This window comes from Bacillus sp. BSL6, from assembly GCF_052928345.1.
The window spans coordinates 136,892-153,661 of sequence record NZ_JAVGCW010000002.1 but is presented as its reverse complement, the minus strand read 5'-3'; the positions used below and the strand labels follow the sequence as shown (position 1 = coordinate 153,661).

At 37.4% G+C, this 16,770-nt stretch carries 3 protein-coding genes; 1 reads left to right on the top strand and 2 read right to left on the bottom strand.

Annotation, left to right across the window (positions count from 1 at the left end; translation table 11 throughout):
• Positions 1 to 23: 23 nt before the first annotated feature.
• Positions 24 to 15,077, bottom strand: coding sequence for a cell surface protein (locus tag RCJ96_RS06910; RefSeq protein WP_446699748.1), 15,054 nt, complete (start codon positions 15,075 to 15,077; stop codon positions 24 to 26).
• 112 nt (positions 15,078 to 15,189) lie between these two features.
• Between RCJ96_RS06910 and RCJ96_RS06905 the strand changes: the two genes are divergently transcribed.
• Positions 15,190 to 16,050, top strand: coding sequence for a GNAT family N-acetyltransferase (locus RCJ96_RS06905; RefSeq protein WP_074610200.1), 861 nt, complete (start codon positions 15,190 to 15,192; stop codon positions 16,048 to 16,050).
• A gap of 34 nt (positions 16,051 to 16,084) precedes the next feature.
• Here the strand turns inward: RCJ96_RS06905 and RCJ96_RS06900 are convergent, their stop codons facing one another.
• The gene (locus RCJ96_RS06900; protein WP_074610202.1) at positions 16,085 to 16,645 is read right to left on the bottom strand and encodes a cysteine hydrolase family protein; all 561 of its coding nucleotides are present in this window, start codon (positions 16,643 to 16,645) and stop codon (positions 16,085 to 16,087) included.
• Between the last annotated feature and the right edge of the window lie 125 nt (positions 16,646 to 16,770).

Below are 16,770 nucleotides of genomic sequence, written 5' to 3'. Positions count from 1 at the left end.
CTGCACGCTTTTAATTTTATCTATTAACGCCACCATATCCAAGTCCAAAAGTAGTTTCGTATATTTCGAGGAGTAATGCGTACAAAACGTTCACCATCAAAGAAACAATTTAAATTTGGAAGTGTTTCATCTTGGTTTTCTGGAACAAAGGTGACGATGTTTTCGTTACTTGTAACAGTTACTATAATTGGTGGGTCAGTAGGCGAGACTTGAAGTTGTAACGAAATATTAGCCGTATTTTTAAATTCATTATTAACAGGTGGACTTATTACTTGTACTGTGAATAACACGATAATTGTTTCGCTTGGTTCTAAATTAGTAGCAACTAGGAAACCGATATTCGGATTCGCTAGTGGAGAGCGTTCTCCGTTAATGGAGACGGTGCCGCTCATAAATTGTAAACCTACTGGAATAGTATCCTGTAAAGAAATATTTAAGAGTGAAATCTCGGAAGTATTCGTAATACGCACCGTGTAATCAAAATATTGATTTAAATAAGCTGAGCTGACGGAAGCGTTTTTCGTGACTGTCGCAGTTACAAATTGAACTGGTATACGAACAATATTCGAATTAACAACGAAAGTAATAATCGGATCCTGTGGTGTCAATTGGAAAGCGGCTGTAACTGTTGCAGAATTTATAATTGTACTGTTTGAAGGAATAGAAGTTACAAGAACTCTAAATGTTATCGTTGCTACTCCATCTGCAGGTAAAGAGCCGATATTAATACCAGTGTCTGGACGGATATTTGGAACTTGAGTACCATTAATTGATACGCTGTTTTCTATAAATGTTGTACCGGCTGGAATTATATCTAGGACGGAAGTACTGATTGTAAGAATTGGTGAATGATTTATCACCTCTAATGTGAAAGTTATGATGTCCCCTGTCGCCACGATAGATTTATCGGCTGTTTTTTCAATACTAACCATTGGATCAACTATTATTGTTGTAACAGTATTTGTTTGCTTTGTAACGGTATTTATTTGCCTTGTAATCGTAATAGGAGGTTCGGTTGGACCGACAATAGGTGTATAGGAAATAGTAGCATCGTTATTGATTGTAGATTGAAGAGTAGAAGAAGATATTGTCACTTGAAATGTAATAATAACAGATTTGTTTGGAGCAAGGTTGCCTAGCGTAATACCATTTTCAGGATTCGCATTAGGTTGATTGATTCCGTTAATCGTAACACTACCAATAACGAATGTCGTATCTACTGGTGCTGTGTCTACTAGAAGAAGATCTTCAATAGTGATATTACCACTATTAGTAATAGTAATGGTGTACGTTAAAGTTTGACCAGGTAAGGCACTCGTGAAATCAACAGCTTTTATCGCAATGACATTATCATTTTGGATGGTTGTTGTGACTGTATTTGTTGTCGTCGTATTTGTAACAGGTACGTTATTTGGGTTGACTATATAGTTAAAAGTAGTGATTGCTTGGTTGTTGAGCTCGTTTCGTATTGGAATAGAAGTCACAGTTACTTGGAATGAAGCGATAGCGTCCCCATCTACAATTATAGTACCAATTGGTATGCCGCTTGCTGGATCCACTCCCGGAAGAGCCTCTCCGTTTACAATAACGCTATTTTCTATAAATGTAGTACCTTGAGGAATCATATCTTGAATGATTACATCATTTGCTGCAACATTACCAGTTTGATTGAGTGTAATCGTATACGTTAACGTATCACCGACCATTGCAAATGCAAGGTCAACAGCTTTATTACTATTCAAATTCGCATGATTAATTTCTGTTAAAGCAGCTGATGAAATAATAGTTTTGGTAATAGGTGGTTGATCTCCTATCGTGTATTCATATTCAATTGTACTTGTGTTAGAGATTGGATTTGTTTGAGGTATCGAAGTAACCCGTACTTGGAATAGAACAGTTGCTGTCGTATTAGGCAGAATGTTATCAATTGGTATCCCACTAAGTGGATTGTCATTTGGACGAGTGTTTCCATTCACAATAACACTATTCTCTATAAAGTTTGTATTTGCTGGGATGATATCTGTAACGATAATGTTTTCCACTTGTATATTCCCATTGTTTGTGATGGAAATTGTGTAAGGGATAATCGTTTGTAGGTCAGCATATTGGATAGGTGTTGTTTTTATAGCGAGTACATTAGCAGAAATAACTTCAGTGAAGGTAATATTACTAGTTGATATTTGTTCCTCGCCATTAATTGTATAACGAGAAGTTGATTGGTTTTGGATAAGACTGCTAGCTGGAAGAGATACCACAGTAACGGAAAACGTGACTGGGATAGAAGCGTTAGGAGCAATCGTTCCTACAAGTATACCAGTACTTGGATTCGCGTTAAGCTGAGGGATATTATTTACTAAAACACTACCGTCTATAAAGGTTGTTCCATTAGGGATATTGTCTGTAAATACAACAGAAGTAGCATCCGTATTTCCTGTATTCGTTAAAGTTGTTGTATAAGTTAAAATGTCACCAATTGCTACAGAGGTCAAATCAACAGTTTTCAGTGAAACGATATCAGCGTCATTAATTTGAACGAAAGTAGTATTGGAAGTAGTAGATTTTTGAATTGGTGCAAAGTCAGGGTTGAAAATAAAGTCGTAGACGATGTTTGCAGTATTAGGAGTTGGGTTTACAACAGGTAAATTCGTAACAGAAACTTGGAACGTTATTGTAGTTACTTGACCTGACGTAATATTAGGAATGGAAAAGCCGATATTTGGATCTGCTGCAGGAAGTACAGTGTTGTTAACTGTTACACTCCCCGGAATAAATACTGTTCCATCTTCTATCGTATCTGTAAAAAAGATGGAGTTAGTTGTGGTGGAGCCGTTATTTTGAATGAGTACTGTATATTCAATAGTTTCATCAATATTTGCTAATACTGTATTTGCGGATTTTGCAGCGATAAGAATAGCATCAATAAATTGTATATTTGTAGTATTGGAAGAGAGTGTTTCTGAAATTGGTGGTGCGCTTGGTTCCGGTTGATATTCATAGTGGATGACGGCGATATTATTAATGTTATTTTGAGAAGGTATAGAGACTACATTTACTTGGAATGTAACAATAATCGTATTGTTTGGAAGAATTATATCAAGATTGATACCGGTAATTGGGCTTTCATTAGGCCTTGGTATGCCATCTACAAGGATGCTATTTGGAACGAATGTGGTGCCAGCGGCAATTGCGTCAATGAGGAGAGTATTTGTAATAGGTATTGTACCAGCGTTTGTAACTGCGATTGTATATGTGATGATTTGACCTATGCGTGTAATAGATCTGTTAGCGGATTTAATTGCACTAACATTTGCCGTCCGCACTTCAGTATTTACTGCATTTGATAACGATCTGCGCTGAATAATAGGAGAACTAGGATCAATTTGGTATTCATACGAAGTGTCTGAAATGTTAATGACTGTGTTGCCCTCTGGTATACTTATAAGTTGTACTTGGAATGAAATAGTGACTGTTTCATCTGGTTGTATCGTGCCAAGAGTTACTCCATTTTCAGGGTTCGCACCAGGCTGGATTACATTATTTATTGATAGGCTATCTTCAATGAATATAGTACCTTCTGGAATGTTGTCAATGAACAACGTATTGTTAGCTGGAACAGTTCCTATATTTTGTAGTGTATTTGTGTAGGTGATATTTTGCCCGGTGGATACGAAAGTAACATCCGCCTGTTTAACAGAAATAATATTTGCATTTTGAAGTGATGTTGTAACGATATTAGAATTTACAGAGCGATTCACTGGTGGAGCTGTAGGAATACTTACATATTGGTAATTTACAGATGATTGATTTACAATTTCAGTTTCAGTTGGTGGGTTATTTGTTTGTACTTGAAATAGTATTGTTTTGGAACTATTTGGTGGAATCGTTTCAATTGGTATTCCGTTTTCAGGATTTACACCAGGCTGAAGTACACCGTTAATTGTAACACTGTCTGGAACGAATGTAGTCCCAGCTGGAATAGCATCTGTAAAAGTAATATTTATTGCGTCAACATTGCCGATATTTTTCACTTCAGAAATATAAAGTATAGTTCCGCCAATATCTACAGTTATTGGATTGGAAGTTTTTGTAACTGTCAATTGTGCTAGCACGAAATTTGTAATGACAATATTACTTGTAGATGTTTCAGTAATAGGCGGTTGTCCTGGGTCTGGTTGAATTGTATATGTTGTATTAGATTGATTTGTAATCGATTGTTGCGAGAATGAATCGTTAATAAGAATTTGGAATGAAATCAGGTGTGTAGCGTTTGCTGCTAGGTTAGGCAAAGTAACACCTGCATTTGGATTTGCACCAAGTATAGCTGTTCCGTTAAGTGTAAAACTATTTTCTACGAAAGTAGTCCCTTCTGGAATCATATCTGAAAATAAAAGATTAGTAGTTGGGATATTTCCAGTATTTTCTAGTGTTATCGTATAGGTCAAAATATCCCCTGTTGTCGCTTGTGGTGCATTGACTGCTTTTAAAGAAAGAATATTTGCATCCGAAATTTGTGTAAAAGCTGGATTAGACGTAATTGTTCGAGAGATGATAGGAGCAGTTGGGTCAGCGATAAAAGTATAGTCAATACGGGCTATATTAGAAATTGGATTCACAATTGGAATGGATTGAACGATAACTTGGAATGTGACGGTGACGATTTCTGAAGGTGCAATGGCGTTTAAGAGGATTCCTACGTTTGGATCGGCACCTGGAACTGAAATAGTATTAATGGTCACACTATTAGGAATGAATGCAGTTCCTTCTGGTACTAAATCTGTTAAAGTAACTGTATTTGCCGTAGTATTTCCGTTATTTTGAACGACTACAGTGTAAGTGATTGTACCTTCAGTAGACTGTACGAGGGAATCTGTATTTTTAATTACAGATAGTGATGCATCAACGACAGCTGTATTCACCGTATTAGATGAAGATGTTGCTGTAACTGGTGGTTGACTTGGATCGACAATATACGTGTAACTTGTAAGTGCTTGATTTATAATCGCTCCTTGCGGTGGAATAGAACTTGCAAGGAATTGGAATGTAATCGTAGCAGAATCACCTGGTGCGATAATACCAACTGGAATACCGAGAGTTGGACTTGCATCTGGAAGTGAAATCCCGTTAAGCGTAACACTATTTGGAACAAATAATGCTCCTTCAGGAACTCCGTTAATGAGTAATACAGAATTTGCAGGGAAGTTTCCAGTATTCGTTAATGTTGCTGTATACGTAATGGTATCTCCGATAGATACGATTGATCGATTTGCTTCTAAAACAGTTGTAACTGTAGCGTTATTAATTTGTGTGGAAGCACTATTAGAAGTTATTGTACCTGTAACAGGAGGAGAGGCTGGATTAACTATAAATTCGTATTGAATAGATGCAACGTTTGTAATTGGGTTTGAAGGTGGAGTAGATGTAACGATGACTTGGAAAGTAACAGTTAAAGAACTACCCGCGTTCACTGTTCCGATATTCACTCCGCTATTTGGATTTGCACCTGGAATGGTACTTCCATTTACAGTAAAACTGTTTTCAATAAAGGTAGTTCCTGCTGGAATTAGGTCTGAGAAATTTACATTCGTAGCGTTCGTATTGCCGCTATTTTGAATTAAAACTGTATAAGTGATCGTGTCTCCAATATTCGCAAAGGCTGTACTAGCAGTTTTTACAGCTGAAAGTATTGCTGAATTAATAGAAGTAACGAAGACATTCGTTTCCACATTGCCAGGCTGAGCTTGTAATGCATTTCCTACGTTGTATTGGAAGTTCACAAATCCTAAGTTTTGGAGTTCTGGTGTAAATGTTGTTGGATTACTTACGATTTGAACTTGGAATATGATTGTTACAGTTTGATTTGGAATGATCGTATTTATGCCAATACCGTCAATGATAGAAGCAGATGGTAATGGAGTACTATCAACAATAACTGATCCTGCAACAAATTGTGTCCACGATGGTATCGGGTCTGAGAAAATAACGTTATTGGCAGGAATATTTCCAGTATTCGTAATAGTAGTTGTATACGTAATCGTATCACCGATCGTTGCAAAAGCTTTATCTCCGATTTTAGTAGTAGTTAAAATAGCACTTTCAATTGTTGTTGTAACACTATTTGAAGTAATGTTTTTTGAAACAGGAGGATTAGCTGGATTAACGATATGCTGGAAGCTAACGCTAGCTTGATTAGAAATTGGATTTATAGGCGGAATTTCATCGGCACTAATATGAAATGCTACGATGACAGACTGGTTTGGCGCGATATCACCAATCGGAACGCCTGTAATGATGTCTGCATTTGGGATGGTAGTTCCGTTAAGTGTAAAGCTATTCGGTTCAAAGGAAGTTCCGTTTGGAATTAGGTCGGTAAAAATAACATTCGTTGCACTAACATTTCCGCTATTTGTAATCGTAACGGAGTAGATAATATCTTGCCCAATGTCTACTGTTGACACATTTGAATTTTTTTGTGCAGTAAGGATAGCACTATTAATTTGTGTCGTCGTTGTATTAGATTGATTAGAAGTTGAAATGAACGGCTGATCGGGATCAACAATATAACGGTAAGTGGTAAGAGCTGAATTAGAAATAGGATTGTTGATTGGGAGCGTTGAAACTGTGGCTTGGAATGTGACAATTGATGTGCTTCCACCATTAATGGAACCGATATTTACACCAGTAGATAAATCAGCGTTTGGAATAGTTTGCCCATTAACTGTGAAACTGTTCGGAACGAAAGTTAAATTGCTGTCAAGAATATCGATAACAGTTACGTCCGTTGCAGCCACATTCCCGGTATTAGGAAGGTTAAGTGTAAATGTTATTGTATTACCAACATCCGCAAAAGTAAGATTTGCTGTTTTTGTACTAATAATAGTCGCATTGTTTATTTGAAGAAGTGTCGTGTTAGAATTAGCTGTACTTGAAACGGGAGGACTATTTGGATCAACAGTAAACTCATAATTCGTGGATACGGTATTCGGTGCTGGATTAATAGGTGGAATGTTGTTCACCACAACTTGAAAGACGATACTATATATTTCATTAGGCGGAAGTGCTGCAAGTAATACACCGGTATTTGGATTCGCGTCAGGTTGTAAAACACCATCAACAGTTAATGTGTTAGGAACAAATGTGAGTCCGCTCGGTAATGCATCCGTGAATACAATGTTGGCTGCATCTATATTTCCTATATTCGAAATAGAGGTAGTGTAAAAAGCAGTTTGCCCAATATCTGCAAAGGAGACACTTTCATTTTTCGTCATGGATAATATAGCTTCGTTAATTTGTGTTGAAACAGGATTACTAATTGAAGTTTCTGCATCAGGCGGTGAGACTAATTGATACGATGTTGATGAGAAATTTACAATTGGGTTTTCGGTTGGCAATGACGTTACAGTAACTTGGAACGAAACTGTTACTGTAGTCCCAGCTGTTATAGGTCCAATATTTACACCATTCGATGGGTCCGCACCACTTTGAGGAACCCCATTAATAGAAAATGAGTTTGCAATAAATGTAGTTTCGCTCGGCATGTTATCTGTGAAAATAACATTTTGTGCAGATGAATTTCCATTGTTTGTTAAAGAGACAGTATAAGTGAGTGTATCTCCGATGTGGCTAAATGTTTTATCAACTTGTTTAGATGAAAGAATGGTAGCTGTATTAATTGTAGTGAACACTGTGTTTGAAGTAACATTTCTTGAAACAATCGGTGCATTTGGATCAGCGATAAATGTGTAAGAAGCAGTAGCAGAATTGGCAATAGGATTTTGAACAGGAGTCGAAGTAGCGGTCACTTGAAATGCTATAGATATTGAGCTGTTAGGAGCAATTGATCCAATTGTTATACCTGTATTAGGGTTAAGCCCAATTTGTGTGATGCCATCTATTGTGACGCTATCAGTAATAAACGTTGTACCATCTGGTATAAGGTCAGTGAAAGTAATATTCGTTGCATTTGTATTACCAGTATTCGTTAAAATTGTCGTATAGGTAATGGTATCACCTAGCGTTACAAGTGTTTGATCGACCGATTTTACCATCGTTAACATAGCATCTAGTACGGGGTTTGTAACGATGTTCGTTGAAGTAGAAGTAGTAACAGGAGCTCCGTTTGGATCAACAGTATAAGAGTATAAAATTGTATCGTTACCCATAATCGAGCTTGAAGGGGGAACAGAAATAACATTTACTTGGAAAGTAACAGTTACTGTTTCACCTGGAGCGATATTTGGTATAGTTACTCCAAGTGCTGGCTGTGCACCAAGCTGTTGGATACCATTTATTGTGACCGAATCTGGTACGAAAGTAGTGCTAGGAGGAATGGCACTTGTAAAAGTAATATTCGTTGCTGGTGTATTTCCGGTATTCGTAATAGTCGTTGTATACGTAAGTGTATCCCCGACGGAAATAACCGATTTATCAACAGTTTTTGTTGTAGCTAATATTGCACTATTAACGGTCGTTGAAACAGTATTAGATATAGTTGTTTGTAATGCGGAAGGTTGGCTAGGATCAACCACATGTTCAAATTGTACGGAACTAAAATTAGAAATTGGATTTATACTTGGAATGTTTGTGACAAGTACGTTTATCGTAATAGCAACCGTACTACCAGGGTTTATATTTCCAATCTGAATTCCGCTAGCTGGATTTCCAATTTGCTGTGTACCAGAATCGTTTGTAAGTGTTCCGGAAATAAATGTTGTTCCTTCAGGTAAAATATCTGTGAAAATTATATTTTGTGAAGTGACATTTCCAGGGTTACTTAATGTAATTGTATAAGAAATTGTATCGCCAATCGTTGCGAAAGTTTTATCTACAGATTTGATTGCCACAACTTCCCCAGAATTTATTTGTGTTGAAACAGAATTAGATGTCGTACTTCGTGAAACAAGTGGTAAATTAGGTCCTGTCATAAATTGATAATCAATCGAAGCGCCGTTTACAACCGGTGAGTTTGGACCTCCAGGTCCAATTGTGAAAATTGGATTTGGAATACTAACTACTTGCACGCGGAAGGTGACGTTTGTAAAATCTCCTGCAATAATATCCCCAATTGGTATTCCGTTAGCTGGATTTACCCCAGGTAATAAAACTCCACCTACTCGAACGCTATCTTCTATAAATACTGTATTATTTGGAATTGGATCTGTAAAAATGATATTAGTAGCAGTTGTGTTCCCGATATTTTCTAATAAAACTGTATACGTTAAAAATGAATTTCCAGGTGCGACGTCAGAAAAGATACGGTCCACACTTTTCGTTGCTTGAATAATTGCTTCGTTAATTTGCACTAAAGTTGGATTACTTGTAGCTGTTTCTGTCACTGGCGGCTCGGTAGGATCCACAATGATAGAATAAGTTGTGCTAGATTGATTCAAAGTTGGATTTGTAGCTGGTATTGAGCCAACAATCGCTTGAAAACTAATTGTTATCGTTCCTCCAACCGGAATTGTGTCTAAAGAAATCCCGTTATCTGGTCTAAAGCCGAGTTGTGGGATCGTATTAATTTGTACACTATCAGGGAAGAATGAAAGTTCAGGTGGCAATATATCGATAAAAACAGGTGTGTTAGCGGTAGTATTTCCGTTATTAGTGAGCGTAGTTGTATACGTAATTGTATCTCCAACAGCGGCAAAGGCACTGCTTGCAGTTTTCGTTGCGATAACGGAAGCCGAATTTACTTGCGTAAAAGTTGTATTGGATTGAACTGTTCGTGAAACAGGCGGTTCATTTATATCTACAATAAAACTATATTGAAGTGATGATTGGTTTGGAATTGGATTAGGGTTTGGGAGCGTTGTAATGTTTACTTGAAAACTGAGTGTAATCGATGCATTTGTATTCAAGTTACCAATATTGATACCGTTTTGTGGGTTTGCATTTGGAACGGTTACCCCGTTTATTTTAAAGCTATTTGGGACAAAGGCAGTACCGCTTGGAATTGTATCTGTAAAAATAATGTTATTAGCAGTAGTATTTCCTGTGTTTGTAACAGATGAAGTGAATGTAATCGTATCACCAATTGTAGCGAAAGTTGTACTAGCATTTTTATTTAAAACTAAAGTAGCGTCAACAATTGGGGTAGCGGTCGTGTTTGTTACAGTACTACCAACAGCAGGTGATTGGTTTGGATTCACTGTATATTCATAATTTACAAGGGCGTTATTTGTTAAAGTGCCACTAGAGGGAATTGCAAGTATTTGTACTTGGAATGTAACAAATACAGTATCTGCTGGTGAAATGTCGTTTAACGGAATTCCTAGTGAAGGATCTAAGCCAGGTTGTGAAACATTATTTATCGTCACGGAATTTGGGATGAAGGAGGAACCTGGTCCAAGTCCATCTATTAAAACAGTAGCATTAGCGGGAATATTTCCCGTATTTGCAACTGCAATCGTATAGGTTACGATATCACCAATTGCAGCTGTCGGCGTATTTACTGACTTCGTAGCGACAATAGTAGCATTATTAATTTGAGTTGTTATTACGTTACTTAGCGTATTGGCGGATGCTGGAGGTAAGTTAGGATCTACGACATATTGGTACGTTGTATTACTTTGGTTCGGTATTGGATTCGGACTAGGGATTGAATTTACGATTACTTGGAACGAGATGATCGTATTTGCATTTGGATTTATTGGATCAATTGTTACACCAGTTGCTGGATTTACATTAGGAAGTGTAGTGCCATTTACTGTTACACTATTTGGAACAAATGACGTTCCATTAGGAATGGCATCTGTAAATACTATATTTGATGCAAGTGTGTTTCCGTTATTCGTTAAAGTAGTCGTGTACGTAATAATATCATTTACGTTCGCAAACTGTTTATCTGCAGATTTTACAGAGGTAATTGTAGCGTTATTAATAGTTGTCTGTACGGTGTTGGAGGCCACCATCTGCATTACAACTGGCTTGGATGGGTCGTACGTGTATTGGAATGTAGTGCTCGATTGGTTCGTAATCGGATTTGGACTAGGAATAGTTGGTACAGAAACTTGGAATGAAACAGTACGTGATGAATTCGCTCCTATCGTGCCAATTAAAATGCCGTTAGCAGGGTTTGCATTAGCTATAGGGACACCGTTAATCGTTACAGTATTAGGAAGGAAAATGGTACCAGCTGGAATGATATCTGTAAACGTTACATTAGAGGCAGGGATATTGCCGTTATTCGTTAAAATCGTTGCATAAGTTATGACATCGCCAACATCAGCAAAATTTGTGCTTGTTAGTTTCGTAGCAACAATATTAGCAGTATTAATTTGTGTAGCTACGATATTGCTAATAGCGTTCCTAATAACAGCAGGTAAATTTGGATCTGCGATAAAGCTATATTGGAGTGCAGCGCTGTTTTGAACTGGATTTGGTGAAGGTAAACTATTTGCACTAATTTGGAAAACAATTGTTGTAATGCCGCCTGCTGGAATCGTACCAACTTGAAGGCCGGCACTTGGATCCGCACCTAGCTGTAAAGTACCGCCTATAAAAATACTATTTGGTACGAGAGTTGTGCCAGGAGGGAGTATATCGGTAACGACAACATTATTTGCTGGAGTATTTCCAGTGTTAGCTAAAGCAATGGTATATGTGATTGGTTGCCCAACATCAGCGATAGTTACATCTACCTGTTTGACAATAACTACATTTGCTAAGTTGATTTGTGTACTTACAGTATTACTTACAGATGTTTCTATAGTTGGTGGATCGCCTGGATTTAGAATAAAGCTATATTGTGTACTAGATGAATTTATTGTTGGATTTTGTGTTGGTAAAGAGGTGACAGTTACTTGATAAGAGACGGTAAGTGAGCCGTTCGCAGCAATGGAAGGTAATGGAACACCTATATTTGGATCTGCGTTATTTTGAAGTACACCATTAATAAGGAAAGTGTTTGGGATAAAGGTAGTGCCGTCTGGATTTGTATCTACGAAAGTGGGACTATCAGCAGTAACGCTTCCTTCATTCGTTAAAACGACGGTATAAGTTAATACATCTCCTACAGTAGCGAACCCTTTATCCACTGTTTTTGCTGAAATAACATTTGCGTCATTTACTTGAGTAAATGTAGTAGTTGAAGTAGTGTTCTTACTTACAGGCGAAGCGTTTGGATCCACGATAAAGTTATAGGAAATAGAAGCACTATTTGAAATAGGGTTTGGATTTGGGATGCTAGTTATTAATACTTGGAATGAAGCTGTAATTGTAGTATTCGCATTGATGCTACCGATATTGATGTTAGCTGGTGTAACACCTGGCTGAGTAACATTGTTAACTATAACACTGTTTGGTACAAAGGCAGTACCATTCGCGATTGAATCGGATAGTACTACATTGTTCGCCGCAACATTTCCATCGTTTGTAAGAGAAAAGGTATACGTTAATACATCCCCAACTTCCGCAAACGTTTGACTTACAGATTTATTAGCATGAAGATTTGCTAGTCTAATTGTTGATGTAACAGAATTAGAATTTGCTGTTTTTGAAGTTGGTGGCAGACTTGGGTTTACAGTATATAGATAAGAAGCGAAAGCATTATTAATGATAGGATTTTGGGCGGTAATATTGATGACTGTTACTTGGAAAGAAAGGGTAAAAGTAGCTCCGCCAGGAATTGTTCCGATAGGTAAAGCAACGAGAGAATCTACATTTTGCAAAACTCCGTTTAATGTTACAGTACCAGGAGTCAATATCGTTCCATTTGGAAGTGGATCTGTTAGTTGCACGTTAGTTGCAGCTGTATTTCCACTGTTTGTAATAAGAATTGTATAACTGATTGTTTCGCCAATTGTAGCAAATTGTTTATTTGTTGATTTTGTTAATGTTACATTCGCATTGTTAATTTGAGTGGAAACGAGATTCGAAGAAATGTTTTTTGTAACGGGTGATTGGCTAGGATTGACGGTATATTGATAAGAAGCGCTTGAACCATTAGATACGACATTCGCCGCTGGAATTGTATTTACTACTACTTGAAATGAAACGTTTTTTGTTGTGCCAGTTGGAATAGATCCTATATTCACACCAGTAGCGGGATTTGCTCCAACTTGTGTCGTGCCATCTATTGTTAAACTGTTGAGAACAAAAGTTGTTCCAGTAGGAATGACATCTGTAAAAATAACGTTATTCGCATTCGTATTACCTGTACCTGTAAAGGAAACGGTGTACGTTAGTGTGTCACCAATATCTGCAAAATTTTTATCTACTGCTTTTGTCATAGTTACAGTAGCATTGTTCACTTGAGTAGAGACAATATTCGTCGTATCGGTCCCACTTACTGCCGGTTGATTTGGTACAGGAATGTATTGGTATGTTGTTGTTCCACTATTTAATATTGGATTTGTTTGGGGGATGGACGGAACGAATACTTGAAATGAAATAGTAGTAGTGGAATTTGCGGCAATAGATCCAATTGATATACCAGTAGCAGGATTTGCTCCTGCTTGAGTAACCCCGTTAACAGTTACACTCCCTGGAATGAAAGTAGTTCCGCTTGGAATTGGATCTGTATATATAACGTTAGTTGCAGCGATATTTCCTATGTTAGCTAAGGCAATACTGTAAGTTAGCGTTTCACCAATATCGGTAAAAAGTTTGTTAACTGATTTTGTGCCATTAATATCTGCGAGGTTAATTTGTGTTCCAGCAGAGTTGCTTGTTGCAAGACCATTAAAAGTCGTTCCTCCGGCGATTGGTGTATATTGAAATGTAATATTAGCAGTGTTAGAAATCGGATTTTGATTTGGAAGGGAAACGACAGTTGCTTGGAAAGTTACTGTACGAGAAGCGTTATTATTAATAGTTCCGAGAGATATACCAGCAGCCGGATTTGCATTTGTTTGCGGGATATTATCTACCGTTACAGTGCCAGGTATAAAGGAAGTACCGTTAGGGAGAATGTCTGTAAAAGTAACGTTATTAGCAGGAAGAAGTCCGGTGTTAGGGATAGTAACGGTATAAGTGAGAACGTCTCCAATTGCCGCGACACTTTTATTTACGCTTTTCGTTGCTTGTATGTTAGGTGAATTTATGTTGATTTGTAAACCGACTGTATTTAACATATACGCGTCTCCGTTAGTAGTTAAACGGATGGCGGCGGACACTTGGGAATTTGTTAAATAAGGGGAAATATCAATAGAAGTAATGTCCCAGCCCTGTCTCCCGCCTGAGATGTTTGTACCTGTAGAAGCACTTTGATTTCGCGTTCCAAATGTCCCGGTTGTATCTAAGTTTCCAGCGGCATTATTAATTTGAGAACCGAAGAAATTATTTACAGCATTGTTAGGTCCAGATAAGGCATTTAATGAACTGAAATTTGGCCCGAATAGAGCCTGATCCCCAATTAAATCAGCATCTCCTTCGGTAGAACTTAAAAACAATCTCCCGCTTACAGGCCCTCCTGAAGGTGTTAAAAATCCTGAAACAGATACATCGGCACTACCAGTTTCTGCAGAAACCCGGTTGCCTGCTACATAAATGGTTAAATTTCTTGCAGGTAATGTTCCATTTTGGTAAGCGACGATAAGCGTCCACCCAGCTGAATTAATTGTTCCGTTAGAAGCATCTATAGGATCTACAAGTCCAGGAACAGAGCCGGTTGTATAAGAGCCAGATCCTCCTGCTTGAATGAGGGATGTTACATCTGCAGAACGTGTATAGAATCCAAATGTGATAGATCCAGAAACGAATGTTTGATTGGAAGCTGTAACAGCCGATGGAGTAATCGAGTATGTTGAAACAGGTGTTGTAAAAGAAACAGGATTGCCTAATACGTTCGTAATGTTTTGATCACGAGATAAATAGTTTCCGCCCCAAACGAGTTCTGCGTAAAGAATCGTACTACCAGCAGGTATATTTAAAAGAGCGGTAGAACTATTTTGTGTATAGTTTAATGTTGTACCAGCAGGAAAAGAAGTTACTTGTAAAGCGGTATTGGTAGTTATAAATGCGCCAATTGCCCCGATTGTACCAGCACGGTTTTGATTACTGATTTTACTTAAACCGAGTGTGTTTCCTGTAATCGCAAGTGCGCCGTTAGTGGTGGTAGAAAATCGATTTGTAATGGGCATGTTGTCACCTCACTTACAATATAGTCTTGGTCAAAATAGGATATGTGTGTGACAAATAAAGGGTAACATGTACAAGTTGAATTGGGAAGATGGCTAGATAAGGGGGTGGAGTATGATTGAATTGGAATTTAGCGTGGAGCGTCTTAGGGAAGAACAAATAGGCGATATTGTAGCATTATCATCTTATATTGGTTGGGATTATAACAGGGAAGAAGTTGAAACAATTTTTAACTCAGGTATTGTATACGGCGTATGGAATGAGAGAAAGGAACTTATTGCTAGCGGAGCAATAATATTATACGGGGAGGCGTTGGCATCTATCGGAATGGTAATTGTACATCCGGATTATAAGGGAAGAGGGATTGGAAAGGCGATAACGAATGCATGCATGAAGAGCGTATCGGCTCAAACTCCTATTATGCTTATTGCTACGGATGAAGGGAAACCTTTATATGAAAAATTGGGCTTTAGGGCAGTAAGCTATGTTTCTAAATACATATGTAACTCGTACAATGTGACTGATCATTGTGTAGGAAATGAAGATTATATGATGAATTATAAAGAGGGGGATTTAGAAAAAATAATAAAAATAGATGGATATGCGTTTGGAACAAATAGAAAAGAGTTTTTAAAGAAAAGAATTATGCAAAGTGAACAGTGCACTGTTGTAAAGGACAAGGAACAAAATGTATTAGGTTACGGTTTAAGTATACAAACGCCAGAAAATAAAATAATAGGGCCAATTGTTGCTAAAAATGATGAGATGGCAATGAGAATTGTACATGATTTAGCAAAAGGGCATAATGGTAAATTAAGAATTGATGTACTAGAAGGAAAGAAAGATTTCATGAAAGTATTAGAGATTACTGGTTTTAAAAAGGTGAATACACCACCAATTATGATGAAAAATAGCGGTCAATTATTAAAAAGGAATAATGAGTTATATAGCATTGCAGCACAAATTTTTGGGTGAAAAAGAATCCTTCTGAACGAAGGATTCTTTTTCGCTAATCACGATATTGATCATGAGTCGGCTGAAAGGGGTCTTCCTCGATATCCCTTACCATAGAAAAATGATCAACATTATAATGACCATGGAGAATTTTATTATGGTGAGAGATAATTTGTTCTGCAGTCAATACGTCAGAATCAGTTGTGGAATGACCGTTTTTAATTAATGTAACATCAAAGCCTTGTACAGTTGCTGTCCTCACAGCGGTATCAATACAATGCTCTGTTTTACATCCACCGATAACAATATGGTTAATCTTTTCTTTTTTTAAAAGTTCAAGTAAAGAAGTGCCATAGAATGCGTTTGTGGCTGCTTTATTAATAAGAATTGCAGACTGAGGTACTTGAATTTCATTATGTACTTCAAAGCCTACGCCGCTACCAGAAGCAACATCGATATCTCTTACGAAAACAATAAGGGCATTGGAATCTATTGCTTTCTGCACGGCTGTATTGAGTGTAGATAATAATTTGGTTTTACGAAAAACTTCACTTTCTTGTTCATTTCCATCCATTAATTCTTGCTGCGCATCGATAATTAATAGTGCTTGTTTCATCATGTCTCCCCTTTAATATGGAATAAGTTCCACTGTACATATTCCTTCATATTGTAAAGAAATCCTCTATTTATAAGCGAAGTAGACGATTGATTTACAAAGTTGTCAAAGAAATTTCATTCTCA